Below are 22,930 nucleotides of genomic sequence, written 5' to 3' on the forward strand. Positions count from 1 at the left end.
CGACTTGGGTGCGTTTGCTGGAAAAGGCCGGCCGGATCGCTGGGATGATTGGATTCGAACCCAGCGTTACCGCTTTGTGCGTTTGCGCCGAAATACCGAACGATCTTCATTGCTATTCCTTCGTTGCGGGATGTTAAATGGGATAAGGTGAGTGCTTGCAGCATTAATTTCGGCGCTCGCGGCAATTATCGCATCTGCGGGCGCGATCTATCTGACTAAGCAGAAGGAGCGGGAAGCTCTCTGGCGCGCGAAGAAGCTGGCTTACTATGAGGAGTTCTTCGGAGCCGCGAGCGGGATTGTCGGAGAAACCTCGCCGCCTGATACGAAGGTGAGATTTGCTACCGCCGTCAACAATTTGCACCTGATTGGCTCAGATGATGTTTTGAAGGCGCTTCACGCATTTTGTGATGAGATCGCCTACTCGAACCAAAACCGTTCCCGAGATCGCCACGACGAGCTTTGGTCCCGGCTCGTGTGGCAGATCAGAAATGATCTCGACGATCCGCCCACGAAAACGCCGGAAGAGTTTCAAGCGCGCCTTTGGGCGTCGGGCATTCCCGGCCACAACCCATAAGGTCCCGTTTACCGCGGTTTGTAGAAATGAGGCGGTCCGGGTCGCTAGGTAGCTTGCCTTCACTACCGATAGAGGTTTTACGAGGAAGGGGGAACATGACTGACAGACCTTGCCCATTCTGCGGCTCCGATGAGCTTTCCGTCGAAGGCGGCGTGAACGATTGGCGGCTGAATTGCGATGACTGTGGCGGGAGCGGACCGCTAGCCGAAACAGAGGCCGAAGCCATTCGGCTTTGGAATTCTCGCGCCATCGCTCGATGACCGCGCCTAGACTTTGAAAAGAAAAGGACCCATCATTGGTGTGCGCAGCCCGACGTAGGATAGGTGAAATGACGTTCACCTATTTGAGCGGCAAGCTGCGAAGCATCGTGCCTACCCGGCCCGCCAACGGCGTTGGCGGCTAACCGGGCGGGACGTCACGCGATGCCATCAGGAGCGGTTCTAGAACGCAAATGATGGGTCCATAAACCTGCGAACGGGGATCGAACCGTAACGCAGGGCGCTTTGACCGCAACCCTACGGGTCGCGGCCGGTCGCGGCTCGGGGGGTCAGCTATGAAAACCCGAACCACGGTAACAGTGAACGTGGAGATTAATCTAGCGCTGTGCCTCAGCGCAGTTGCTGTGATCATCTCGCAATTTCTGTGAACGGTCAGGGCGGGCTTCGGCCCGCCCCGACTTACGATTCCTAACCTCCGTTTTCAAACTACGTCACCACCCGGTGAGCGCTACGCTTGACGATTCGGGCCCTCGCCGCTAAGGCGCGCGCTTTCCGGTGGGCATACCGCCGTTTTCTGCAGGTTTACGAACGAAATCCGGCCGTTCGCAAGACGGCCCGAGACAAGGACGAACATGGCCAATACGCCGCAAGCCAAGAAGCGCATCCGTCGCAACGCCAACCGCGCCGAGATCAACGGCGCGCGCATCAGCCGCATCCGCAGCTTCCTGAAGAAGGTCGAAACCGCGATCGCAGGCGGCGACAAGACGGCCGCTGCCGAAGCCCTCAAGACCGCGCAGCCCGAGCTCGCTCGCGGCGTCGCACGCGGCGTGCTCCACAAGAACACCGCATCGCGCAAGATGTCGCGCCTCTCCAAGCGAGTCGCGGCGCTCTGATTCGCGGGCCCCTGATCGGGGCGATCGCAGCATTGTATGCCGAACGGGCCGGTGCGAGGAGCGCTGGCCCGTTTCGTTTTGCTACCCTTCTCCAAACCCTGTCTAAGAAAAGCTAGGAAGTTCCGCGATTCGCGTGGCACGACACGTGATTTTCGAACGCAAACAGCGACTTGAACGGACGGCTGCGGGGTTGCGACGAGTCAATATCCTTTATTTCAGTTTTTTTGCAGCCCCGCCCCTTGCGACTCAAGCGAAGCGGTTCCTAAAAGGTCCGCAGCACGAGGCGGGACGGCTGGTGCTCCTGGAAATTGGACGGTCGCGTTCGGTCTGGAATCCCCGATTCCGGGCAGGATGGAGCTTTGCGTGCCGTCTGTGGGGTTCATGAGGATGTCCGGGGGCAGACCGGGCGCGACAGGAGCGGTTCGAAAATGAAAAGCAGGAACGGCGAAGCACGCGCGGCACTGGGCAAAGGGCAAGAGGAATCGATGGAAGATCTGGAAGCGGTAAACCTGGCTGCGGATTGGGCGGATATCAGCCAGGGCCTGCGAAAGGATCTGGGCCATCAACTCCACAGCCAGTGGATCAAGCCGATCCAGCTTGGCGGTTTCTGCGAGGAAACCGGCACCCTCGATCTCTACCTTCCGACCGAGTTCTCGGCCAACTGGGTGCAGGACCGCTTCGCGGATCGACTCTCGCTCGCCTGGAAGATCGCGCGCAGCGAAGTGCGCAACGTGCGCATCTCGGTCCATCCGGGCCGCCGCAAGCTGCCCGAGCTGAGCCTCGCCGGCGACGGCCGCCGCCCGGCCAACGATGCCGATTCCTCGATGATCGCGGTCGCCGCCGGCACGATCGGCGAACAGGGCTTCACCTCCTCAGTGGGCCTCGATCCTTCGCTGACTTTCGCGGCCTTCGTCACCGGCGAATCGAACGTGCTCGCCTGCAATGCGGCGCAGCGCATGGCCGCGACCGAGCAGCCGCAGTTCTCGCCCCTCTACCTCAAGGCCGCGACCGGGCAGGGCAAGACGCACCTGCTGCACGCGATCGGCCACGCCTATCTCGCCAGCCATCCGCGGGCGCGGATCTTCTACTGCAGCGCCGAGCGCTTCATGGTCGAGTTCGTCCAGGCGCTGAAGCAGAACCAGATGATCGAGTTCAAGGCGCGGCTGCGCAGCTTCGATCTGCTGCTGGTCGACGACATCCAGTTCATCATCGGCAAGGCCAGCGCGCAGGAAGAGCTGCTCTACACGATCGACGCGCTGCTGGCCGAAGGCAAGCGGCTGGTCTTCGCTGCCGACCGCGCACCGCAGGCGCTCGACGGGGTCGAGCCGCGCCTGCTCAGCCGCCTGTCGATGGGCCTCGTGGCCGATATCGCACCGGCCGATATCGAGCTGCGCCGCTCGATCCTTGAATCGAAGCTGACCCGGTTCGCGCCGCTCTCGGTGCCCGAAGACGTGATCGACTTCCTCGCACGCACGATCACGCGCAACGTGCGCGAGCTCGTCGGCGGGCTCAACAAGTTGATCGCCTATGCCCAGCTCACGGGCCAGGAAGTCTCGCTCCAGCTCGCCGAGGAGCAGCTCACCGACATCCTCTCGGCCAATCGCCGGCGGATCACGATCGACGAGATCCAGCGCACGGTGTGCCAGTTCTACCGCATCGACCGCGCCGAGATGTCGAGCAAGCGCCGCGCGCGCGCCGTCGTCCGCCCGCGCCAGGTGGCGATGTACCTCTCCAAGGTACTGACCCCGCGCTCCTATCCCGAAATCGGCCGCAAGTTCGGGGGGCGCGACCATTCGACCGTGATCCACGCGGTGCGCCTGATCGAGGATCTGCGCCAGCGCGACGCCGACATGGACGGCGACGTGCGCAGTCTGCTGCGGCAGCTCGAGAGCTGATCCTTTCGCCCGGCGAGCTGCGCCGGGCATGTCCTGAAGACCATTCTCGACAGGCTCTCCACAGCCTGCCAACAGCGTGTCCATGGCCCTGCCCCCAGAACGCATCGACCGCTTCGCGCGCCATATCGTCCTGCCCGAGATCGGCGGCGCAGGGCAGGTGGCGCTTGCCGCGGCGCACGTCGCGCTGGTCGGGCTGGGCGGGATCGGCAGCCCCGTCCTGCAATACCTCGCCGGCGCCGGCGTGGGGCGCTTCACGCTGATCGACGACGGGCGGGTGGAGCTCTCCAACCTCCAGCGCCAGACGATCTACTCGGAACGCGACGTCGGGCACGGCAAGGCGGTGGCCGCGCGCCGCTGGCTGGCGAATTTCGACGGCGAGATCGCGGTCGAACTGGTCGACCGGCGCCTGACCCGCGACAATGCCGGCGCCGCCATCGCAGGGGCCGATCTGGTGCTCGACGGGACCGACAACTTCGCCACCCGCCTGGCCGTGTCGGATGCCTGTGTTGTGTCCGGCATCCCGCTCCTCTCGGCCGCCGTCGGTCGCTTTCAGGGCCAGGTCGGTGCCTTTGTGGGGCACCTGCCTGGCGAGGCCTGCTACCGCTGCTTCGTCGGCGACGCCTTCGATGCCGACGATTGCGACACGTGCGCGGAAGACGGCATGCTCGGCGCCATGTCCGGCTGGACCGGCACCTTCGCCGCCATGCATGCGATCCGCGTGCTCCTCGCGGGCAAGGCCGCGTTCGGCGACCCGCAATGGGGCCGGCTGCACCTGCTCGACGGCCTCAAGGCGGAAATGCGCAGCTTCCGGATCGCGAAAGACCCGGCGTGCAAGGGATGCTCGGTTCCAACCTCCTGAACGTCACTTCCGGCTCATGGGCGTCGTGATTGCAGCATCTCCTCCACCCAAGCCGGCACCAGCTCGCTTGCGGCGCCGAGACGGGATTCGTGGAACCAGGCGGAGCCCTGGCTGCGTTCGAGGTTGAGCTCGAGCGTCTGCACGCCGAGGTCGCGGGCATCGCGCACGAAGCCGGCTGCGGGATAAACCGCGCCCGAGGTGCCGATCGAGACGAACAGGTCCGCCTGCCGCAGGGCGGCGTAGATGCGCTCCATCTCGTAAGGCATCTCGCCGAACCAGACCACGTCCGGCCGCAGCGCCCGCTCCCCGCAGCCCGGGCAGGGCGGACGGTCGATCAGCGGCCCCGTCCAGCGCGAGCGTACGTCGCAGGCCATGCACCAGGCGTTGAGATGCGTGCCGTGCATGTGCAGCACGCGTCGCGCCCCTCCGCGTTCGTGGAGGTCGTCGACGTTCTGCGTGACGATCAGCAACTCGCCCGGCCACTCGCGATCGAGCCGCCCGAGCGCTTCATGTGCGGCATTGGGCTGCTTCTCCTGAATCGCCGCGCGGCGCATGTCGTAGAAGCGCAGCACGAGGTCGGGAGCGCGCGCGAACGCCTCGGGCGTGGCGACGTCCTCGACCCGGTGCTGTTCCCACAGCCCGCCGACGTCGCGGAAGGTGTCGATGCCGCTTTCGGCACTCACGCCCGCGCCGGTGAGGATGACGATGTTGCGAATGTCTGCCATGGCCGTCATGAAGCACGGGGTTTCGGGGAAGCGCAATGGCACGCATCGGCATCATCGGCAGCGAGGGACGCATGGGGCAGGCGCTTGTCCGCGCGATTGCCGATGCCGGGCATGAATATGCCGGCGGGGTCGACCGCGGGGGCGATCCGGCCGCGCTCGCCGACCGCAGCGACGTGCTGGTCGACTTCTCGGCTCCCGTCGCGCTCGAAGGGAACATTCACGCGGCGATCGGCGCGGGCATCCCGATCGTGATCGGCACCACCGGGCTGGAAGACCGCCACCACACCGCGATCGACAATGTCGCGCGGGCCATCGCCGTGCTGCAGACTGGCAATACCTCGCTCGGCGTGACGGTGCTCACACAGCTCGTGCGCGAAGCGGCGGCGCGGCTCGGTCCCGACTGGGACATCGAGATCGTCGAGATGCACCACCGGCGGAAGGTCGACGCCCCCTCCGGCACGGCACTGCTTCTCGGCGAAGCGGCGGCGCAGGGGCGCGGGATCGAGCTTGCCGCCCATCGCGAGAGCGGGCGCGACGGCCATACCGGCGAGCGCCAGCACGGTGTGATCGGCTTTGCCGCCCTGCGCGGCGGCACGGTCGCGGGCGAGCACAGCGTAATCCTGGCCGGCGAGGAGGAGCGCCTTATCCTCTCGCACAGCGCCGAGAATCGCATGATCTTCGCCCGCGGCGCGGTCAGGGCGGCCGAATGGCTGATCGGCCGCGCGCCCGGCCGCTACACGATGGACGACGTGCTCGACCCCGCTGCGCGATGACGAAAGACGAGATATTCGAGTTCTTCCGCCGGCTAGCGGAAGACAACCCCGCGCCCGAGACCGAGCTGGAATACGGCAATGCCTATCAGCTCGTCGTCGCCGTCGCGCTATCGGCCCAGGCGACCGACGTCGGCGTCAACAAGGCGACGCGCAAGCTCTTCGCCGAAGTCGAGACGCCCGAGCAGATGGTCGCACTGGGCGAGGAGGGGCTGAAGGAGCACATCAAGACCATCGGCCTGTTCAATTCGAAGGCGAAGAACGTCATCGCGCTCTCGCAGATGCTGATGGACGAGTTCGGCGGCGAAGTGCCCGATACGCGGGAGGAGCTCGTCAGGCTGCCGGGCGTCGGCCGCAAGACCGCGAATGTCGTGCTCAACTGCTGGTTCGGGCAGGAGACTTTCGCGGTAGACACGCACATCTTCCGCGTTGGCAACCGCACGGGTCTCGCAAGAGGCAAGACGCCCGAACAGGTCGAGGCCAAGCTGGAGAAGCGTGTGCCGCAGCCCTTCCGCCTGCACGCGCATCACTGGCTGATCCTGCACGGCCGCTACATCTGCAAGGCGCGGCTTCCCGAATGCTGGCACTGCCCGATAGTGGAGCTGTGCGCCTTCAAGCAGAAGGTTCTGGTGCCTCCGGCAAGTCGGGCGAAAGCGCCGAGATAGTCTGCGCCGCGACGAGATCGCCCACGACGTTCAGGGTGGTGCGGCACATGTCGAGGAAGCGGTCGACGCCGAGGATCAGCCCGATGCCGGCCGGATCGACGCCCACGCCCGCCAGGATCAGTGCGATCACCGGCAGCGAGCCGCCCGGCACGCCGGCGGTGCCGATGCCGGCCAGGATGCAGATCAGCATGACGAAGGCCTGATCCATCAGCGAGAGCTCGACCCCGAAGAACTGGGCGAGGAACAGCACCGTCACCCCTTCGAACATGGCAGTGCCGTTCTGGTTGGCGGTGGCGCCGATGGTCAGCACGAAGCGTGCGATGCGGCGCGGCAAGCCCAGCTCGGCATCGGCGACGCGCAGCGCGGTCGGCAGCGTTGCGTTGGAGCTGGCGGTGGAGAACGCCATGACGCTCGCCTCGCGCGTCTCGCGGAAGAACGCGATGGGGCTCTTCTTGGCGACGAACTTCAGGATCGCGGGGAAGACGCCGAACATCTGCACCCCGAGCGCCAGCAGAACGACGCCGACGAACGCGGCGAGCTTGAACAGCAGGTCCCAGCCGAACTGGGCCGTGAGGTTGAACATGAAACAGAAGATCGCGATCGGCGCGAGCTGGATGACGAAGCCGATCAGCTTCATCGCCACTTCGAACACACCCTCGATCGCGTCCTTCAGCGTTTCGGTCCGCCGCGTCTGGACGAGCAGAAGGCCGATGCCGAAGAACAGCGCGAAGAACATGACCGCCAGAATGTCGTTGGACGACATCGCGGCGATGACATTGCTCGGCACGATGGCGATGACCTGGTTGACGCCGGCCTGGCTCTCGGCACTCGCGCGGACGATGCTCGACGCGCCCTCCGCCCCTTCGGCCAGCAATTCGGCGGCGGCGGCAGGGTCGATCCCCTCGCCCGGCTTGATCAGATTGACCAGTGCGAGCGAGATCACGACCGCGATCGAGGAGACGACCACCGTGTAGAGCAGTGTCCGGAGCCCGACCCTGCCGAGCGACTTGACCTCGCCCATCTCTGCGATGCCGACCACCAGCGCGCTGAACAGCAGCGGGATGACGAGCATGAACAGCAGGCGGAGGAAGATCTGCCCGATCGGATTGGTGACGTAAGTCACGATCGATTCGACCCACGTCGCGTCGCGCGCGAAGGTATAGGCAAGGAGGCCGGCGACGAGCCCGCCAACGAACCCGATCAGGATCCGCCATTGCAGCTTGCCGTGTCCCGTCGGTGCGGCGCCTGCGGCGATCTCCGCTGCGTCCTGGCTTGCCATTTCTCGCTTCCCCTCCGGTATCGTCTTATCGTTTGCCCAGCGCCGCTGCGGCGATGCGCGCATAGATGCGGCCTAGCGTATCGAGGTCCGCCAGCGCCACCGCCTCGTCGCGCTTGTGCATGGTGGCGTTGCACAGCCCGAACTCGATCACCGGGCAGACGGCGCGCAGGAACCGCGCATCGGACGTGCCGCCGCTGGTCGAAGCTTCGGGCACGAGACCGGTCTCGGCCTCGACCGCATCGGCGATCATCTGCGAGAACTCGCCAGGCGGCGTCAGGAACGGTTCGCCCGAGATGATCGGAAGCGCGGTTCCGCCGTGCTTCGCGGCGATACCGGCGACCTTCTCCGACAGCGACGCACCCGTGTGGCGGTCGTTGAAGCGGATCGAGATCCGTGCGGTGGCCTTGGCCGGGATCACGTTGTGCGCCGGGTTGCCAACCTCGAGGTCGGTGATTTCGAGGTTCGACGGCTGGAACCACTCGGTCCCCTCGTCGAGCACCAGCGCATCGAGTTCCGCGAGGATCGCGACGAGCTTCGGGATCGGATTGTCGGCGTTGTGCGGATAGGCGACGTGGCCTTGCGTGCCGTCGACCTCGAGCCAGATATTGACCGAGCCTCGACGGCCGATCTTCATCATGTCGCCGAGGCGGTTGACGCTCGTCGGCTCGCCCACGAGGCACAGGTCTGGGCGATGACCGCGTTCCTGCATGAAGTCGATCAGCGCGCGGGTGCCGTAGACGGCTGGACCTTCCTCGTCGCCCGTCACGATGAAGCTGATCGTGCCGGCGCCGGGCGGCACTTCGGCCACGGCCGCGGCCATCGCCGCGATCGCCCCCTTCATGTCGACCGCACCGCGCCCATAGAGCAGATCGCCCCGCCGCTCGGGCGCGAAGGGCGCGCTGGTCCAGCCTTCTCCGGGCGGGACGACATCCAGATGGCCGGCGAATGCAAAGTGCCTCGATCTCGCGGGACCCGGGCGGATCGCGAAGAGGTTCTCGACCGGCCCGTCCGGCGCCTCGCCGCGCACGAAGCGGTGAACCTCGAAGCCGAGCGGCACCAGCATCCCCTCCAGCACGTCGAACACCGCCCCGGTCGCCGGGGTGACACTGGGCGCGGCGATCAGCTTTTCGGCAAGCAGGCTGGCGTCGGTCATCGCGCGGGGGTTAGACGAGCAATTCGTCGCTTACCACCCATCGGAGTCATTCCATGCCCAAGCTCGCTCTCGACAGTCTCCCGCTGACCAACGCCACCGGCTACCCCGCCCCCTACGACCAGGAGGTGGAGGGCCGCTGGTATCGCCGCCTCGCGCCCGGAGCGGGGCTTACCGAAATGGGCGCGAGCCATGTCGTGCTGAAGCCCGGCGCATGGTCGTCGCAGCGCCACTGGCATGGCGGGCAGGACGAGCTGCTGGTGATGATCGCGGGCGAGGCGGTGCTGGTCGAAGACGGCGGCGAAACGATGCTCCGCGCCGGCGACGTTGCCGCCTGGCCGAAAGGCGTGCACGACGGGCACCACTTGCAGAACCGCAGCGGGAGCGACTGCGTCTTCGTCGCCATCAGCGCGGGTGACAGCTCGGCCGATCACGGCGAGTACCCCGATATCGACATGAAGTTCGGACCCGACGGCTACCTCCACAAGGACGGCACGCCCTATCCGACGAAGCGGATACCCTAGCGCATCAGTCCGCCGATCAGGTTGCGCACGAAGCGGCCTGCGAGCGGCCCCGCGAGATCGGTGGCGAGCGAGCCGAGGCCGGAGGATGCTGCGGTCTTCATGGGGTTCGCGCGCGACTTGCGCCCCGTGATCGTGCTCGCCGCGATCGACGCGCCCGAGCCGGTCGCCGCGCCCAACGCGCGCTTCAACGCCTTGCCCCAGATCGAGGTGCTCTTGCGCGGGCGCTTCTCGACCTCTTCGCGTCCCTTCTGCTCGACCTCCTCGGCCGTCGCGGTGGCGTCGGCGGCTTTCTGCGCGAGCACTTCCTCCGCACTCTCGCGATCGACCGCGGTATCGTACTTGCCCGCCACGGGGCTGACCGACTGGACGATCGCCCGCTCCTTCGCCGTCACCGGCCCCAGGCGGCTGCGCGGGGGCTTGATCAGCGTGCGCTGAACGATCGAGGGGGCGCCGTCGTCGAGCAAGGTAGAGACGAGCGCCTCACCGACTTTGAGCTCTGTGATCGCCGTCTCGACGTCGAGCTCCGGGTTGATGCGGAAGGTCTCGGCCGCGGCGCGGATCGCCCTCTGGTCACGCGGGGTGAAGGCGCGCAGCGCATGCTGGACCCGGTTGCCGAGCTGCCCGGCGACTTCCTCCGGTATGTCGATCGGGTTCTGCGTCACGAAGTAGACCCCGACGCCCTTGGAGCGGATCAGGCGCACGACCTGCTCGATCTTGTCCTGCAGGGCCTTGGGCGCATCGTCGAACAGCAGGTGCGCCTCGTCGAAGAAGAACACCAGCTTGGGCTTCTCGGGGTCGCCGACTTCGGGCAGGCTCTCGAACAGTTCGGCCAGCAGCCACAGCAGGAATGTCGCGTAGAGCTTCGGGCTGCGCATGAGCTTGTCGGCGGCGAGGACGTTGATGTAGCCGCGCCCCTGCTCGTCGGCCTTCAGGAAATCGTCGATCTCCAGTGCGGGTTCGCCGAAGAACCGGTCCGCGCCCTGGCTTTCGAAGCTCAGGAGCTGGCGCTGGATCGTGCCGACGCTCGCCTTCGTGACGTTGCCGTACTTGGTGCTCAGCTCCTTCGAGTTCTCCGCACACCAGGCGAGCATCGCCTGCAAGTCGCCGAGATCGAGCAGCAGCAGCCCATGATCGTCGGCGTGGCGGAAGACGATCTGCAGCACGCCCTCCTGCGTTTCGTTGAGGTCGAGCAGCCGGGCGAGCAGCAGCGGCCCCATCTCCGAGATCGTCGTCCGGATCGGATGCCCCTGCTCGCCGTAGAGGTCCCAGAAAATGGCCGGGTTGTCGGAATAGGCATAGTCCTCCATGCCCAGCTCCTTCGCGCGCTCCTCCAGCTTGTCGGCGTTCTTGAAGGTCGGGGAGCCGGCCATGGCGATGCCGGAGAGATCGCCTTTCACGTCAGCCACGAAGACCGGCACGCCTTGGGCGGAAAAACTCTCGGCCAGGCCCTGGAGGGTCACCGTCTTGCCGGTGCCGGTTGCGCCGGCGATCAGCCCGTGGCGGTTGGCGCGCCGAAGGTTGAGGAACTGCTTCTCGCCGTTGCCGGCCAGCCCGAGAAAGATTTCGCTCACGTATGATTCTCCCGCCGTGATCGCGATCAGGCATGGCGCAGGCGTTCGCGCGCCGCAAGTTCCCGGCTTGGCGGATAGGGCTCCGGACCCTAAGGCGGGGGCGATGGGAGAGCGAACACCCTTCGTGCTGCTCGACGATGCGCGCGCCGGGAGCGCGGCCGACGCGCATTTCTACGAGAACCCGGTGGAGATTTTCGTCGCGCGCCAGCCCGGCGAGGTCGAAGCCGTGCTTGCCGCCGCCGATGCGGCGCGGGCCGAACGCGGCGGCTGGCTCGTCGGCTTTCTCGCGTACGAGGCAGGGCTGGCGCTCGAGCCCAGGCTGCGCACGCTGGCGGAGGCAAGGACCGGGGCGGCCGGGCCGCTCGTCTGGCTCGGCCTGTTCGAGACGGAAACCGTCATTTCCGCCGCAGACGTGCCCACCTGGCTTGCGGCGCGCGCCGAGGGCGATGCCTCGCTCGGACCGCTCGATCCGCAGGTCTCGCCCGGCGCCTATGCCCAGGCCTTCGCCCGGCTGCAGGAGGCGATCCGCGGCGGCGACATCTATCAGGCGAATCTCACTTTCCCGCTCGCCGGGTCGTACCGGGGCGATCCGCTCGCGCTCTACGCGGCGCTGCGCCCGGCGGCGCAGGCGGGCTACGGCGGGATGGTGTTCGATGGCGCGCACTGGCTGCTCAGCCTCTCGCCCGAGCTGTTCGTCTCGCTCAAGGGACGCAAGGCCAAGGCCAAGCCGATGAAGGGCACCCGGCCCCGGTCGGACGATCCGGCAGAGGACCGCGCGCTGGCAGACGATCTGGCGGCCTCGACCAAGGACCGGGCAGAAAACCTGATGATCGTCGACCTGATGCGCAACGACCTGTCGCGCGTGGCCGAACCCGGCAGCGTCCGCGTCGATGCGCCGTTCGCGGTCGAAAGCTATCCGACCGTCCACCAGATGGTCACCACCGTGCGCGCGGCACTGGCTGAGGGGAAAGGCGCGGCGGACCTCGTGCGTGCGATCTTCCCCTGCGGCTCAATCACCGGCGCGCCGAAGATCCGCGCGATGGAACTGATCGCCGAAGTCGAACGCGATGCCCGCGGTCCCTATTGCGGCGCGATCGGCCGGATCGGCCCGGCCAAGGATGGAAACGGGGGCGACGCGGCGTTCAACGTCGCGATCCGCACGTTGCGGCTGACTCCGATCGAGAACGCGCAAGGCACCGCCGTGCTCGGCGTCGGTTCCGCGATCGTCGCCGACAGTGAGCCGCTGACCGAGTGGCGCGAGGCGGTGCTCAAGGGCGGCTTCGCCCGGCGCAGTTCGCCCGGCCACACGGCGCCCGCGTTCGATCTGATCGAGACCATGCGCTTCACGCCCGAAGAGGGCATAGCGCTGATAGAAGGGCACCTGGAGCGGATGAAGGCGAGCGCCGCCGCGCTCGGCTTCGCTTTCGACCGCCATGTCGCACGCAATCGCATCCATGCGCTCTGCTTCGAGCTCGAGCGCCCGGCCCGCGTGCGCCTGCTCTGCGCCCGTAGCGGTGCGATCGCGGTCGAGGCGTGCGACCTGCCCCCGCCGCTGGGCGAGCCGGTGCGCTGCATCGCGCTGCCGCTGCCGGTCGATCCCGGCGACTGGCGCCTGCGGCACAAGACCAGCGACCGCGGCTTCTACGCGGACGGGCTGGCCGCTGCTCGCGAAGCCGGCGCGGCCGAGGCGCTGTTCGTTCGCGACGACGGGCTCGTGACGGAAGGCAGCTTCACCAATCTCTACGTCGAGCGCGGCGGCATCCTGCTGACGCCGCCGGCGCGGCTCGGGCTGCTGCCAGGCGTCGCGCGCGCTGCGCTCCTCGCCCAGGATCACGCGCGCGAGGCTGAGCTGACGCTCGCCGATCTCGAAGGCGGTTTCCTGATCGGCAACGCCCTGCGCGGGCTGATGCGGGCGGAACTCGCACTCTAGCGCTGCCGTTGGAGCCGAGCGCGCCGGACAGGAAGAGGAGGGCGTTGGCCAAGGCCCTCTCTTTCCTCTAGCGGGCGCGCTGGACACAGGAACGGCCCTTCGACAAGTTCGGGGCGAACGGAAGGTCGGCAATGAGCGCTCTGCATATCCTCTTCGAAGACGGCGAAGCGCTGATCATCGACAAACCCGGCGGGCTGCCGATCGAGCGCCCGCGCAAAGGCGGCCGGGCGCTGGAAGATCAGCTCGACGAACTGAAGCTCGGCTTCCAGCGCGCGCCGATGCCCGTTCACCGGCTCGATACCGACACCTCCGGCTGCCTGCTGCTCGCGCGCAATCCCAAGGCGCTCCGGCGCTTCGCCATGGCGTTCGAGGAGCGGCTGGTCGAAAAGCGCTACCTCGGCATTCTCGACGGGGAGCCGGCGGAAGACGAAGGCAGGATCGCGCTGTCGCTGAGCAAGATCAGCAGTGCGGAAAAAGGCTGGCGGATGATCGTTGCGAAGAAGGGCAAGCCCTCGGTCACCCATTGGCGCGTCGTCTCGCGGCACCAGGGCCGCACGCTGGTCGAGTTCCGGCCCGAGACCGGCCGTACGCACCAGATCCGCGTCCACGCCGCCAGCGGCCTCGGCGTGCCGCTGCTCGGCGACCCGGTCTATGGCAGCGGCAAGGGTGCGCCGCGCACCATGCTCCATGCGGCGGCGCTCGTCGTCCCACGCGCGGGCAAGCCCCCGGTCGAGGCGACCGCCCCGCTCCCCGCGGATTTCGCCGCCCTCGGATTCGCCGATGGATGAGGAGCCGCCGTCCCCGGTGGAGCGCGCGCTGGCGCTGGCGGAGGAAAGCTTCATCGCCGGCACCGGGCCCGGCGGGCAGAACGTCAACAAGGTCGCGACCGCGGTGCAACTGCGGCTCGACGTCTTTGCCCTGCGCTTGACGCCCGCGGTCTTCGCGCGGCTCAAGACGCTCGCCGGCAGCCGGATGACCGCAAGGGGCGAGATCGTCCTCACCGCGCGCACCCACCGCACGCAGGAGGCGAATCGCGAGGAGGCCCGCCACCGGCTGGCCGAGCTGATCGAAGAGGCGCTCAGGGAGCCGAAGAAGCGCGCCAAGAGCCGCGTCAACCGCGTCGGCAAGGTGAAACGTCTGAAGGCGAAGAAATCGCGCGGCGCGGTCAAGGCCAGCCGGGGCAAGGTCGACTGGTAGCGTGCTTGACTTTTCCCCGTGAATCACCCAATGGCCGCGCCGGAATGGCGGTGCCGCGCGCGCCGCCTGAATTTTTTCGGCCGCTTACACTGGTGTTTGGGGCCTCAGAACGATCTTAGGAACACGCCATGGCGAAGCCCGCAACCGTCAAGATCAAGCTCGTCTCGACCGCCGATACGGGCTTCTACTACGTGACCAAGAAGAATCCCCGGAACATCACCGAGAAGATGACCTTCCGCAAGTACGATCCCGTCGTGCGCAAGCACGTCGAGTTCAAGGAAGCGAAGATCAAGTAAGCTGAATTTCCGGAACCGGATGAATTCAGCATCGGTTCAATGCTCCGATCCTAGTTCACGGAGCATGACCATAGTGCACAAGCTTACCGTCACCCCCCTGCGCGCGGCCATGGCCGGCGCGCTGGCCGTTGCCGCGCCTGCGGCTCTCATCACGATGCCGACCCCGGTTGCCGCGGCCGAAGGCGATCTCGACCGCGCGGTTGCCGCGCTGCGCGGGATCTCGACGATGAAGGCCGATTTCACGCAGACCGACCGCAAGGGCCAGACCGTCTCCGGCGAGATGACGCTGAAGCGCCCCGGCAAGATCCGCTTCCAGTACGAAGACGGCGTGCCGCTGCTGCTGGTGTCGAATGGACAGTCCTTCACGATGATCGACTACGAGGTCAACCAGGTCGAGCGCTGGCCGATCTCCGAATCGCCGCTCGGCGCGCTGCTCGATCCGAACCGCGACGTGAAGAAATACGGCAAGCTGGTTTCGACCGACCATCCCGGCGTGATCAGCGTCGAAGTGCGCGATCCGAACAAACCGCAGTTCGGTGTGATCACCCTGATCTTCACCCGCGATTCCTCGGCCCCGGGCGGGCTCGAGCTGACCAACTGGGTGGCGCTCGATGCGCAGAACAATCGCACCACCGTGCGGCTGCGCAATCACCGTTACGGCATCTCGGTGCCGGACAGCGCGTTCACGTACAAAGATCCGCGCCGATCCACCCGTCGCCCGCGGTAAACGCTTCGGCGGCAGCGCGTGGGGCGATTGCGACGAGGCGCTGACGGTCGTTCATTGGCAAGCAAGGACGCCTGTCTTATCTTGCTAGTCACAAGGCGGCGCGAGGCGGGTTTCCCCCCTGTTGCCCTGACCTCGCAAGAGAATAGTCGCCTTGTACAAGCGTGACGAACGCTAACATGGAACCCTCGTGCCAATGCCCCCGGCACGAGGGTTTTTTGTTTTTGGGCCGCTTGCCGTGATTGCGGCGGCTCCCTATCCCGCCACGATGCTTTCTGTCGCCACCTGGAACATCAATTCCGTCCGCCTGCGTCTCTCTCAGGTGGAGCGCGTGCTGCGCGAACAATCGCCCGACGTGCTCTGCCTGCAGGAAATCAAGTGTCAGGAAAGCCAGTTCCCGGCCAAGGCGCTGGCGGAGCTGGGCTACGTCCACCAGGCGGTGCACGGGCAGAAGGGCTACCACGGCGTCGCCACCGTCAGCCGCATCCCCTTCCGCGAGTTCTCCCGCCATGACTGGCAGGACAACGGCGAGGCGCGCCACGTCGGCGTCGAGCTGCTCGGCCCGGGACAGGGCATGGTGCTCGAGAACGTCTATATCCCGGCCGGCGGGGATGTGCCGGACCGGGCGGTGAACCTCAAGTTCGGCCAGAAGCTCGACTTCCTCGGGCGGATGACGCGCTGGGCGGAGGCGCTCGACCGGCCGACGCTGATCGTCGGCGACTTCAACGTCGCCCCGCTCGAATGCGACGTCTACGACCACAAGGCGCTGCTCAAGGTCGTCAGCCATACGCCGATCGAGATCGAGACGCTGGGGCGCTTCCGCGACGCGCACGGATGGGTCGATCTCGGCCGCGAGTTCATCCCGGCGCCGGAGCGCAATTACTCCTGGTGGTCCTATCGCAGCTTCTGGCGGCAGAAGGACCAGGGCCGGCGGCTCGATCACATGTGGGCCAGCCCGGACCTCGCGAAGCAGGCGCGCAGCCACCGCTTCGTGGAGGAAACGCGGCGCTGGGAAAGCCCGAGCGACCACGTGCCGCTGGTGACGGAGTTCGACCTCTGACGGCCTCCGGTCCATCCCCGGCACGCCGCGCGGCGCAGGCGATCGACGCCCTGCGCCACGGCTGGCCGCTGGCGATGGACGGCGGCCCGGTGCTGCTTCCGGTCGAGACGGCGGTCGCGCGGCAGGCGAGCGCTGACCGGATGCTGATCTCCGCCGCGCGCGCGGAGACGCTCAAGCTCGCCAACCAGCGCGAGGCCGCCGAACCGCATGCGCCGGTGCTGATCCACGGCGCGGAGCCGTTCGATCTCGCCGCGGCGCTGCCGGTGGCCGACCCCGCGCTCGATCTCACCGCGCCGCTCAAGGGGCCGTTCCGGGCCGAGACGATCGGCTGGGTGGAGCAAGCGGCGGCGGCGCTCGAACTGGCGCGGATCGCCGGAATCCTTCCGGCGTTCCTCGTCGATCCGGCCGATGCGGGCGAGACGCAGCCCGTCGCCGTATCCGATCTTGCGGCCTGGGCCGATGCCGCGGCGCTCTCGATCGCCACCCGCGCGCGCCTGCCCGTCTCGGCGAGCGAGGACGCCGAGATCGTCGCCTTCCGCAGCGCCGACGACTTGCGCGAACACGTCGCGCTGGTGATCGGCGAGCAGCGGTCGGACATCGCGCCGCTCGTGCGGCTCCATTCCGAATGCCTGACCGGCGACATCCTCGGCAGCCTCAAATGCGACTGCGGCCCGCAGCTCGACGCCGCGCTTCATGCGATGGCCGACGAGGCGGCGCGCGGCGGCTGGGGCGTGCTGCTCTATCTGCGGCAGGAAGGGCGCGGCATCGGGCTGGTCAACAAGCTGCGCGCCTACCGCCTGCAGGATCAGGGCTTCGACACCGTCGACGCCAACCGCAGGCTCGGCCTGCCCGACGAGGCGCGCGATTTCCCGGTGGCCGCCCGCATGCTCGAACTGCTCGGCGTGGGCGAAGTCCGGCTGATGACCAACAATCCGGCCAAGGTCGAAGCGCTCGCCGCAAGCGGCATCGCAGTGGCCGAGCGCGTTCCGCACCAGCTCCCCGCCAACCCGCACAACGCGCGCTATCTCTCGACCAAGCGCGACCGCTCGGGCCACTTGCTGACATGAGCGCGGTCATCCGCCCCGAACGCGCGGGCGACGAGCGCGCGATCCACGAGGTCGTGCGCTCGGCCTTCGATGGCCACCCGCACAGCGACGGCAGCGAGCCCGGCATCGTCGATACCTTGCGCGCCGACGGCGATCTCGCGATTTCGCTGGTTGCGGAGGACGGCGGAGAAATCGTCGGCCACGTCGCATTCTCGCCCGTCGCGATCTCGGACGGAAGCGCCGGCTGGTTCGGCCTCGGCCCCGTCGCGGTCGCACCGCAGCGCCAGCGTGAGGGCATCGGTGCCGCACTGATCGAGCAAGGACTGGCCCTGCTGCGCGAGCGCGCCGCCTCGGGCTGCGTGGTACTCGGCGACCCCGTCTACTATGGACGGTTCGGCTTCCTCCACGATCCGGCGCTCACCTATCCCGGCCCGCCGCCCGAGTACTTCCAGCGCCTCGTCATCGGCGCCTCGGGCGCGAGCGGCGTGGTGACCTACGCACCCGCATTCGGCTGATCCGTGCGCCTCGGCAGCGCGGACGAATTCGGTCAGGCGGAGAACGACACATTGCGGACCTCCCCCAATCTGCCATTCTTCTCAAGCGATGCCCTATTCCAATAAGAGTTCTCGCCGTCTGGGCTGCGTTCTATCGATCGCTTTACCGATAGGAGCAATGGCGCTGGGCCTGGCCTGGTTGGCAGGCGGGCCCTACACGTCCAGCCTGCCTCGCCCGTTCAACTCAGAGAGCTGGATTGCCGGCGGAGAGCTTGAGGACGACCGCCGATGCGGAATGCTCGCGGACTTAAAGCTTAGGGTTGGTATCGAAGACAAGACGCGTAGCGAGATAGTCGCTCTCCTGGGAGAACCAGACGATCGTCGTTATGAGCCGGACATCAGCTACTGGCTTCTTTGCCCCAGCTTCCTCGACGTTTGGGTGCTAGGAGTTCGCTGGGAGGACGGTCGCGCGGTTGAAACGATCGTGCATGACACTTAGCGCAACTGGCTGTCCTTGCTGCCGCGCCGGTTGATGCCGGTGGACCGGACGGCGGCGTCGCGCTGCGCCTGGCAGGCGACGCAGGTGCGGACGCCGGGGAGGGCCTGGCGGCGTTTCTCGGGAATTTCCTCGCTGCACAGGTCGCAGAACTCGGCGCTCTCGCCGCGCGGCATGCGGGTGCGCGCCGCCTGCACCGCGTCGCTCACGGTATCGTCGATCTGATCCTGAACGGCCCCGTCGCGGGTCCAGCCGCCTGCCATGCGAAGTGCTCCTTCGCGCAATCAACCCGCTGATACGCGGGAGAGTTCCGTGTCAGCGCTTCTCGTAGCGCTTGATCCCGGCGCCGAGGTTGTTCTGGCCGATGGCGAGCTTGGCGTCGGCCCAGTCGGCGACGAAAGTCGAACTGCGGCTGAGCGCGGGGACGAAGCGGGCGTCGTTGCCGGCGATCTGCAAGCCGTCGGAACTGTGGCGGATATCTTCGGCGCCGACCGCGATGAAGGCGGAGTAATTCTCCTTGTCGCGGCCCTGGACGAACCAGTTGTTGGTAATCTGCCCGGTTGCGCCTGCAGGCAGGTCGATCATGTAGTTCGTGCCGCGCCCCGCCGAATCGTCGAAGCTCGATGCCGCGATCTCGACCCGCGCCGCGCGTGCCTTGACGTAGTGCCCGCCGGTGCCGCGCTCGAAACGGCTGCGGGTCACGCGCAAGTGGCCGTAGTCGCCGATGTAGATCGAATGCGCGCACCCGCCCGAGCCTTCGCAGGTGCCGAGGCCGGAGAAGGTGGACTTGTCGATGACGATGCGGCTCGAAGGATCGTCGGCCGTCAGGATGCCCTGCTGACTGTCGGCAAACGAGGACTGCGCCACCGTGAGATCGCCCTGCTCGAGCCGGATGCCCGCGCCATTGTAGTCGGGCACGGCCATGCGCCGGAAGACGAGCCCCGAAACCTGCGCCGCGCGCCCGCGCAGCACCAGCGCGGCCTTGCCCTCGCAGGTGACGCCGTCGAACACCGCCTTGCCCGGCTCCGCCGCGAGGTAGGAGATCGATCCGCCCTCCTGCACCGCGCATTCGCGGTAGGTGCCGCTGGCGATCGCAATGCTGCCCTCGCGGTCGCCGATGGCGTCGACCGCCTGCTGGAGCGAGACGTAGCTTTCCTCTGTCTCGACCACCGTAAACGGCGATCTCGCCGGCTGTGCGATGAGCGCGGCTGCGGGGATCGCCCCTACCGCCAGCGCGGCAATCACCACGGTGGTCCTGAGCGAGAGGCGAACGGGCGTCGTGCGGGCGCAAGTATCCATGGCGCCGTGGTTAGCCCACAGGGGTTAACGGCCGGCTAAAGGTTCGCAATTCTCTCGCCGAGGGGATCACGCGGGGCGTCCACGCCACCTGTCGGCGGGAGCATACATGGCCTTTCGGTGAGCTCCTTGCCGCTGGGGCATAGACATGCGAGGCTGCGCGGCACCCGATACGGCTTCGGGAGGAGGGGAACCATGACCCGACGCGCTGCGCCATTCGCCGCCCTGCTGGTCTTGATCGCGGCGGTTGCCATTCCAGCGATGAGCACTGCTCAGGGCAGCCGTGCGCCGATCCACCCGCGCGAAGGTTCCTGGATCATCAATCCGCCCGGCAGCGTGGCTCACGCCGATCCGCTCGAACTTCCCGTTCCGGGGGCCAAGGCCTGGCGGGTGCTGTACCGGTCGAGCGGGGCCAAGGGAGAGCAGATCGAGGTTTCCGGAGTCGTGGTCGCGCCGGACGGGCCGCCGCCGCCGGGCGGCTGGCCGATCGTTGCCTGGGCACATCCCACGACCGGTATTGCGACCAAGTGCGCCCCCTCGCGAGGACATCACTTCGAGAAGACGGTGCCCAATCTCGCCGAGCTTGTGCGGCGCGGCTATGCGGTTGCGGCGACGGACTACGAAGGCTTGGGCACGGATGGCGTCCATCCCTATCTCGTAGGGTCCAGCGCGGCACAAACGATCCTGGATTCAGTGCGCGCGGCCCGGTCGCTCGCCGGCGCCGGCTCGAAATTCGTGGTGTGGGGGCATTCCCAGGGGGGGCATGCCGCGCTCTGGACGGGGGAGATGGCTGCCAGCTATGCTCCCGATCTGACGCTGCTCGGTGTCGCCGCCGCAGCCCCTGCGACCGAACTCGCCCACCTGTTCGAGGATGATCTCGATACCAAGGGGGGCAAGGCCTTCACCGCGCTGGCGCTCCTGTCCTGGTCGAAAGTGTACGACCTCGACCTTTCCACGGTGGTCGAACCGAAAGCGTTACCGGGCGTGCGGCTGATCGGGGATGGCTGCATGACGAATGCGCTGGGGCTGCTGGTCGACGGGCTTGGCCTGGAGCTGTTGCCGCACAAGTTCCTGCGTGCCGATCCCACCCGGGTCTCACCGTGGCGGGAGATCATTGCGCGCAACACGCCGAGTTCGGTTGGGGACGGAGTGCCGGTGCTCGTCGCACAGGGGACGAAGGACACGATCGTCCTGCCTGCCGTGACGCGCGACTTCGTGCGCAGGCTGTGCGAGCAGGACACGTCTGCACACCTGATAGAGATGGAGACGGATCACCTCGGCATCGCCACGCTCAGCGCGGACAGGATAACCGACTGGATCGACGCGCGCTTTACGCAGGCGGAGCCACAACGCGGCTGTGTCGTGCCCCCGGTGGAGCGGTGACAATCGACCTTTGGGGCGGCACAGGCCGCGGAACTATGGCCGGGCGCTACACCCGTCGTCGCAGGCCGCCTCACTCCCACTCGATCGTGCCGGGGGGCTTCGACGTATAGTCGTAGACCACGCGGTTGATGCCCTTCACTTCGTTGACGATGCGGGTGGCGACGCGGGTGAGGAAGCTGGCGTCGAAGGGGTAGACGTCGGCGGTCATGCCGTCGGTGCTGGTCACCGCGCGCAGGCCGCAGACGCTGTCGTAAGTGCGGTAGTCGCCCATCACGCCGACGGTCTTGACCGGCAGCAGCACGGCGAAGGCCTGCCAGATCGCGTCGTAGAGCCCGGCGGCGCGGATTTCCTCGAGATAGATCGCGTCGGCCTTGCGCAGGATGTCGCAGCGTTCCCTGGTCACTTCGCCGGGAATGCGGATGGCAAGGCCGGGGCCGGGGAAGGGATGGCGGCCGACGAACACTTCGGACAGGCCGAGCTCGCGGCCCAATGCGCGGACCTCGTCCTTGAACAGTTCGCGCAAGGGCTCGACCAGCGCCATGTTCATCCGCTCGGGCAGGCCGCCGACGTTGTGGTGGCTCTTGATCGTCACCGATGGCCCGCCGGTGAAGCTGACGCTTTCGATCACGTCCGGATAGAGCGTGCCTTGCGCAAGGAAGTCTGCGCCGCCGATCTTCTTGGCCTCGGCCTCGAACAGGTCGATGAAGGCCTTGCCGATAAACTTGCGTTTGGCCTCGGGGTCGGTGACGCCGGCGAGGCCGGAGAGGAACATCTCCTCCGCATCGACGTGGACGAGCGGGATATTGTAGTGGTCGCGGAACAGGGTGACGACCTGTTCGGCCTCGTTCATCCGCATCAGACCGTGATCGACGAAGACGCAGGTGAGCTGTTCGCCGATCGCCTCGTGGATCAGCACTGCGGCCACCGCGCTGTCGACGCCGCCGGAAAGGCCGCAGATGACCTTGCCGTCGCCGATCTGGGCGCGGATTTCCTCGATCTTGGTCTTGCGGAACTCGGCCATGGTCCAGTCGCCGGCGAGGCCGCAGACATGGCGCACGAAGTTGGCGAGCAGGCGGGCCCCGTCGGGCGTATGGACGACCTCGGGGTGGAACTGGGTGCCGTAATAGCGGCGCTCGTCGTCGGCGATCAGCGCGAACGGGGCGCCGTCGCTGACCGCGACGATGCGGAAGCCGGGGGCGAGCTGCGTGACCTTGTCGCCGTGGCTCATCCAGACCTGGTGCCGTTCGCCCGGCTGCCACAGGCCGTCGAACAGCACGCATTCCTCGCTCACGGTGCAGTAGGCGCGGCCGAATTCGCCGCCTTCCCCGGTCTCGTGCCCGGGGCGGACCTCGCCGCCGAGCTGCTGGGTCATGACCTGCTGGCCGTAGCAGATGCCGAGGATCGGGACCCCGCTGTCGAACAGCGCCTGCGGCGCGCGCGGACTGCCCTCGTCGGGGACGCTGGCGGGGCCGCCGGAGAGGATCACGCCTTTGGGCTTCAGCCGCTCGAAGGCTTCTTCCGCCTGGGTGAAGGGCGCGATCTCGGAATAGACGCCCGCCTCGCGCACGCGGCGCGCGATCAGCTGGGTCACCTGGCTGCCGAAATCGACGATGAGGATGGAATCGGGGAGATGCTGCGGGTCCATGGCAAGGTCCGTTAGGCGCGAGTGCGGCGGGCTGTCCAGCGGCGGTGAAGTCGGGTGTGGGGACGCTAGGTCGCCTTATGGTCCCGGTCGGTGCCGTGCTGCTGCATGTTTTGCATCCTCCAGCATGCAAACTTTCGGAGAAACAAGGGTTGCACCCCATCGAGTAGTTGCGCATTTTGCAACATATGACGCAGTTTTCTCATTTGTGAAAAGTCCGGCGAAAGATTATTTCCCTCTTCG

The 22,930-nt window shown here is 67.0% G+C and carries 25 protein-coding genes; 18 read left to right on the top strand and 7 right to left on the bottom strand.

All coding sequences use genetic code 11. The features are described from left to right. Positions 1 to 151 precede the first annotated feature (151 nt). The 5 genes from AC3A5N_RS14510 to AC3A5N_RS14530 all read left to right on the top strand — a co-directional run bounded on the left by AC3A5N_RS14510 (position 152) and on the right by AC3A5N_RS14530 (position 4,439). Entirely contained in the window at positions 152 to 574 is a 423-nt protein-coding gene (locus AC3A5N_RS14510; RefSeq protein WP_487738036.1) for a hypothetical protein, read from the top strand. Between the two features lie 95 nt (positions 575 to 669). Next, entirely contained in the window at positions 670 to 834 is a 165-nt protein-coding gene (locus AC3A5N_RS14515; RefSeq protein WP_487738037.1) for a Lar family restriction alleviation protein, read from the top strand. 590 nt (positions 835 to 1,424) lie between these two features. Continuing rightward, a complete protein-coding gene (gene rpsT / locus AC3A5N_RS14520; protein WP_487738038.1) occupies positions 1,425 to 1,685 on the top strand; it encodes a 30S ribosomal protein S20 in 261 nt (86 codons plus the stop codon). A gap of 428 nt (positions 1,686 to 2,113) precedes the next feature. After that, positions 2,114 to 3,580: a chromosomal replication initiator protein DnaA gene (dnaA, locus tag AC3A5N_RS14525; RefSeq protein ID WP_487738039.1), complete on the top strand. Its 1,467-nt coding sequence runs from the start codon at positions 2,114 to 2,116 to the stop codon at positions 3,578 to 3,580. Between the two features lie 82 nt (positions 3,581 to 3,662). Continuing rightward, entirely contained in the window at positions 3,663 to 4,439 is a 777-nt protein-coding gene (locus tag AC3A5N_RS14530; protein WP_487738040.1) for a HesA/MoeB/ThiF family protein, read from the top strand. Positions 4,440 to 4,453: 14 nt separating this feature from the next. Here AC3A5N_RS14530 and AC3A5N_RS14535 read toward each other — a convergent pair whose 3' ends face one another. Further along, positions 4,454 to 5,164 (bottom strand): NAD-dependent deacylase, encoded by a 711-nt coding sequence (locus tag AC3A5N_RS14535; RefSeq protein WP_487738041.1) that lies wholly within the window; start codon positions 5,162 to 5,164, stop codon positions 4,454 to 4,456. Between the two features lie 35 nt (positions 5,165 to 5,199). Here AC3A5N_RS14535 and dapB point away from each other — a divergent pair, with 35 nt between their 5' ends. Both dapB and nth read left to right on the top strand, forming a co-directional pair. Further along, positions 5,200 to 5,937 (top strand): 4-hydroxy-tetrahydrodipicolinate reductase, encoded by a 738-nt coding sequence (dapB, locus tag AC3A5N_RS14540; protein WP_487738042.1) that lies wholly within the window; start codon positions 5,200 to 5,202, stop codon positions 5,935 to 5,937. Continuing rightward, positions 5,934 to 6,599, top strand: a complete 666-nt coding sequence (gene nth, locus AC3A5N_RS14545) for an endonuclease III (RefSeq protein WP_487738043.1) — start codon at positions 5,934 to 5,936, stop codon at positions 6,597 to 6,599. Before dapB ends, nth begins: the two co-directional genes overlap by 4 nt. Here nth and AC3A5N_RS14550 read toward each other — a convergent pair. Both AC3A5N_RS14550 and dapE read right to left on the bottom strand, forming a co-directional pair. Continuing rightward, positions 6,547 to 7,878 (bottom strand): dicarboxylate/amino acid:cation symporter, encoded by a 1,332-nt coding sequence (locus AC3A5N_RS14550; protein WP_487738044.1) that lies wholly within the window; start codon positions 7,876 to 7,878, stop codon positions 6,547 to 6,549. The two genes, nth and AC3A5N_RS14550, sit on opposite strands and share 53 nt — an antisense overlap. Positions 7,879 to 7,903: 25 nt before the next feature. Beyond that, positions 7,904 to 9,031: a succinyl-diaminopimelate desuccinylase gene (gene dapE / locus AC3A5N_RS14555; protein WP_487738045.1), complete on the bottom strand. Its 1,128-nt coding sequence runs from the start codon at positions 9,029 to 9,031 to the stop codon at positions 7,904 to 7,906. Between the two features lie 53 nt (positions 9,032 to 9,084). Here dapE and AC3A5N_RS14560 point away from each other — a divergent pair, with 53 nt between their 5' ends. Next, positions 9,085 to 9,552, top strand: coding sequence for a cupin domain-containing protein (locus tag AC3A5N_RS14560; protein WP_487738046.1), 468 nt, complete (start codon positions 9,085 to 9,087; stop codon positions 9,550 to 9,552). Here AC3A5N_RS14560 and AC3A5N_RS14565 read toward each other — a convergent pair. Then, positions 9,549 to 11,123, bottom strand: coding sequence for a helicase HerA-like domain-containing protein (locus AC3A5N_RS14565; RefSeq protein ID WP_487738047.1), 1,575 nt, complete (start codon positions 11,121 to 11,123; stop codon positions 9,549 to 9,551). The two genes, AC3A5N_RS14560 and AC3A5N_RS14565, sit on opposite strands and share 4 nt — an antisense overlap. A 103-nt stretch (positions 11,124 to 11,226) precedes the next feature. On the opposite strand from AC3A5N_RS14565, the gene pabB reads away from it, so the two are divergent. The 9 genes from pabB to AC3A5N_RS14610 all read left to right on the top strand — a co-directional run bounded on the left by pabB (position 11,227) and on the right by AC3A5N_RS14610 (position 18,369). Further along, a complete protein-coding gene (gene pabB, locus AC3A5N_RS14570; RefSeq protein ID WP_487738048.1) occupies positions 11,227 to 13,053 on the top strand; it encodes an aminodeoxychorismate synthase component I in 1,827 nt (608 codons plus the stop codon). 131 nt (positions 13,054 to 13,184) lie between these two features. Beyond that, positions 13,185 to 13,841, top strand: a complete 657-nt coding sequence (locus AC3A5N_RS14575; protein ID WP_487738049.1) for an RluA family pseudouridine synthase — start codon at positions 13,185 to 13,187, stop codon at positions 13,839 to 13,841. Next, positions 13,834 to 14,250 (top strand): alternative ribosome rescue aminoacyl-tRNA hydrolase ArfB, encoded by a 417-nt coding sequence (arfB, locus tag AC3A5N_RS14580; protein ID WP_487738050.1) that lies wholly within the window; start codon positions 13,834 to 13,836, stop codon positions 14,248 to 14,250. Before AC3A5N_RS14575 ends, arfB begins: the two co-directional genes overlap by 8 nt. 128 nt (positions 14,251 to 14,378) lie before the next feature. Then, positions 14,379 to 14,546 (top strand): 50S ribosomal protein L33, encoded by a 168-nt coding sequence (gene rpmG, locus AC3A5N_RS14585; protein ID WP_010233410.1) that lies wholly within the window; start codon positions 14,379 to 14,381, stop codon positions 14,544 to 14,546. 64 nt (positions 14,547 to 14,610) lie between these two features. After that, positions 14,611 to 15,273 carry a LolA family protein gene (locus AC3A5N_RS14590; RefSeq protein ID WP_487738051.1) on the top strand — a complete coding sequence of 221 codons (663 nt, stop codon included), beginning with the start codon at positions 14,611 to 14,613 and terminating at the stop codon, positions 15,271 to 15,273. Positions 15,274 to 15,538: 265 nt separating this feature from the next. Further along, positions 15,539 to 16,330, top strand: coding sequence for an exodeoxyribonuclease III (locus AC3A5N_RS14595; RefSeq protein WP_487738052.1), 792 nt, complete (start codon positions 15,539 to 15,541; stop codon positions 16,328 to 16,330). Between the two features lie 74 nt (positions 16,331 to 16,404). Continuing rightward, positions 16,405 to 17,397 (top strand): GTP cyclohydrolase II, encoded by a 993-nt coding sequence (gene ribA / locus AC3A5N_RS14600; protein WP_487738053.1) that lies wholly within the window; start codon positions 16,405 to 16,407, stop codon positions 17,395 to 17,397. Further along, on the top strand, positions 17,394 to 17,891 hold the full coding sequence (locus AC3A5N_RS14605) for a GNAT family N-acetyltransferase (RefSeq protein ID WP_487738054.1): 498 nt from the start codon (positions 17,394 to 17,396) through the stop codon (positions 17,889 to 17,891). Before ribA ends, AC3A5N_RS14605 begins: the two co-directional genes overlap by 4 nt. 88 nt (positions 17,892 to 17,979) lie before the next feature. Then, a complete protein-coding gene (locus AC3A5N_RS14610; protein WP_487738055.1) occupies positions 17,980 to 18,369 on the top strand; it encodes a hypothetical protein in 390 nt (129 codons plus the stop codon). Here AC3A5N_RS14610 and AC3A5N_RS14615 read toward each other — a convergent pair. Together AC3A5N_RS14615 and AC3A5N_RS14620 are read right to left on the bottom strand one after the other, a co-directional pair. Then, complete coding sequence (locus AC3A5N_RS14615; protein WP_487738056.1) at positions 18,366 to 18,629, bottom strand: DksA/TraR family C4-type zinc finger protein; 264 nt, start codon at positions 18,627 to 18,629, stop codon at positions 18,366 to 18,368. The two genes, AC3A5N_RS14610 and AC3A5N_RS14615, sit on opposite strands and share 4 nt — an antisense overlap. Before the next feature lie 52 nt (positions 18,630 to 18,681). Then, positions 18,682 to 19,665 (bottom strand): right-handed parallel beta-helix repeat-containing protein, encoded by a 984-nt coding sequence (locus AC3A5N_RS14620; RefSeq protein WP_487738057.1) that lies wholly within the window; start codon positions 19,663 to 19,665, stop codon positions 18,682 to 18,684. A 192-nt stretch (positions 19,666 to 19,857) separates the two neighbouring features. Between AC3A5N_RS14620 and AC3A5N_RS14625 the strand changes: the two genes are divergently transcribed. Beyond that, positions 19,858 to 21,045 (top strand): lipase family protein, encoded by a 1,188-nt coding sequence (locus AC3A5N_RS14625; RefSeq protein WP_487738058.1) that lies wholly within the window; start codon positions 19,858 to 19,860, stop codon positions 21,043 to 21,045. Positions 21,046 to 21,115: 70 nt separating this feature from the next. On the opposite strand, the gene guaA is transcribed toward AC3A5N_RS14625, so the two are convergent. Next, complete coding sequence (gene guaA, locus AC3A5N_RS14630; protein WP_487738059.1) at positions 21,116 to 22,690, bottom strand: glutamine-hydrolyzing GMP synthase; 1,575 nt, start codon at positions 22,688 to 22,690, stop codon at positions 21,116 to 21,118. Between the last annotated feature and the right edge of the window lie 240 nt (positions 22,691 to 22,930).

It is taken from the genome of Pelagerythrobacter sp. Soil_C_18 (genome assembly GCF_057657235.1).

Excerpts from the sequence above, each read along its gene's own strand:
- AC3A5N_RS14530 (WP_487738040.1), top strand. The coding sequence starts at position 3,663 with ATGGCCCTGCCCCCAGAACGCATCGACCGCTTCGCGCGCCATATCGTC.
- AC3A5N_RS14590 (WP_487738051.1), top strand. The coding sequence starts at position 14,611 with ATGACCATAGTGCACAAGCTTACCGTCACCCCCCTGCGCGCGGCCATG.
- dnaA (WP_487738039.1), top strand. The coding sequence starts at position 2,114 with ATGAAAAGCAGGAACGGCGAAGCACGCGCGGCACTGGGCAAAGGGCAA.
- AC3A5N_RS14610 (WP_487738055.1), top strand. The coding sequence starts at position 17,980 with ATGCCCTATTCCAATAAGAGTTCTCGCCGTCTGGGCTGCGTTCTATCG.
- AC3A5N_RS14615 (WP_487738056.1), bottom strand. The coding sequence starts at position 18,629 with ATGGCAGGCGGCTGGACCCGCGACGGGGCCGTTCAGGATCAGATCGAC.
- nth (WP_487738043.1), top strand. The coding sequence starts at position 5,934 with ATGACGAAAGACGAGATATTCGAGTTCTTCCGCCGGCTAGCGGAAGAC.
- AC3A5N_RS14625 (WP_487738058.1), top strand. The coding sequence starts at position 19,858 with ATGACCCGACGCGCTGCGCCATTCGCCGCCCTGCTGGTCTTGATCGCG.
- AC3A5N_RS14595 (WP_487738052.1), top strand. The coding sequence starts at position 15,539 with ATGCTTTCTGTCGCCACCTGGAACATCAATTCCGTCCGCCTGCGTCTC.
- AC3A5N_RS14535 (WP_487738041.1), bottom strand. The coding sequence starts at position 5,164 with ATGGCAGACATTCGCAACATCGTCATCCTCACCGGCGCGGGCGTGAGT.
- AC3A5N_RS14575 (WP_487738049.1), top strand. The coding sequence starts at position 13,185 with ATGAGCGCTCTGCATATCCTCTTCGAAGACGGCGAAGCGCTGATCATC.
- dapE (WP_487738045.1), bottom strand. The coding sequence starts at position 9,031 with ATGACCGACGCCAGCCTGCTTGCCGAAAAGCTGATCGCCGCGCCCAGT.
- ribA (WP_487738053.1), top strand. The coding sequence starts at position 16,405 with ATGGACGGCGGCCCGGTGCTGCTTCCGGTCGAGACGGCGGTCGCGCGG.
- AC3A5N_RS14620 (WP_487738057.1), bottom strand. The coding sequence starts at position 19,665 with ATGGATACTTGCGCCCGCACGACGCCCGTTCGCCTCTCGCTCAGGACC.
- pabB (WP_487738048.1), top strand. The coding sequence starts at position 11,227 with ATGGGAGAGCGAACACCCTTCGTGCTGCTCGACGATGCGCGCGCCGGG.
- AC3A5N_RS14605 (WP_487738054.1), top strand. The coding sequence starts at position 17,394 with ATGAGCGCGGTCATCCGCCCCGAACGCGCGGGCGACGAGCGCGCGATC.
- dapB (WP_487738042.1), top strand. The coding sequence starts at position 5,200 with ATGGCACGCATCGGCATCATCGGCAGCGAGGGACGCATGGGGCAGGCG.
- guaA (WP_487738059.1), bottom strand. The coding sequence starts at position 22,690 with ATGGACCCGCAGCATCTCCCCGATTCCATCCTCATCGTCGATTTCGGC.
- arfB (WP_487738050.1), top strand. The coding sequence starts at position 13,834 with ATGGATGAGGAGCCGCCGTCCCCGGTGGAGCGCGCGCTGGCGCTGGCG.
- AC3A5N_RS14550 (WP_487738044.1), bottom strand. The coding sequence starts at position 7,878 with ATGGCAAGCCAGGACGCAGCGGAGATCGCCGCAGGCGCCGCACCGACG.
- rpsT (WP_487738038.1), top strand. The coding sequence starts at position 1,425 with ATGGCCAATACGCCGCAAGCCAAGAAGCGCATCCGTCGCAACGCCAAC.
- AC3A5N_RS14560 (WP_487738046.1), top strand. The coding sequence starts at position 9,085 with ATGCCCAAGCTCGCTCTCGACAGTCTCCCGCTGACCAACGCCACCGGC.
- AC3A5N_RS14515 (WP_487738037.1), top strand. The coding sequence starts at position 670 with ATGACTGACAGACCTTGCCCATTCTGCGGCTCCGATGAGCTTTCCGTC.
- rpmG (WP_010233410.1), top strand. The coding sequence starts at position 14,379 with ATGGCGAAGCCCGCAACCGTCAAGATCAAGCTCGTCTCGACCGCCGAT.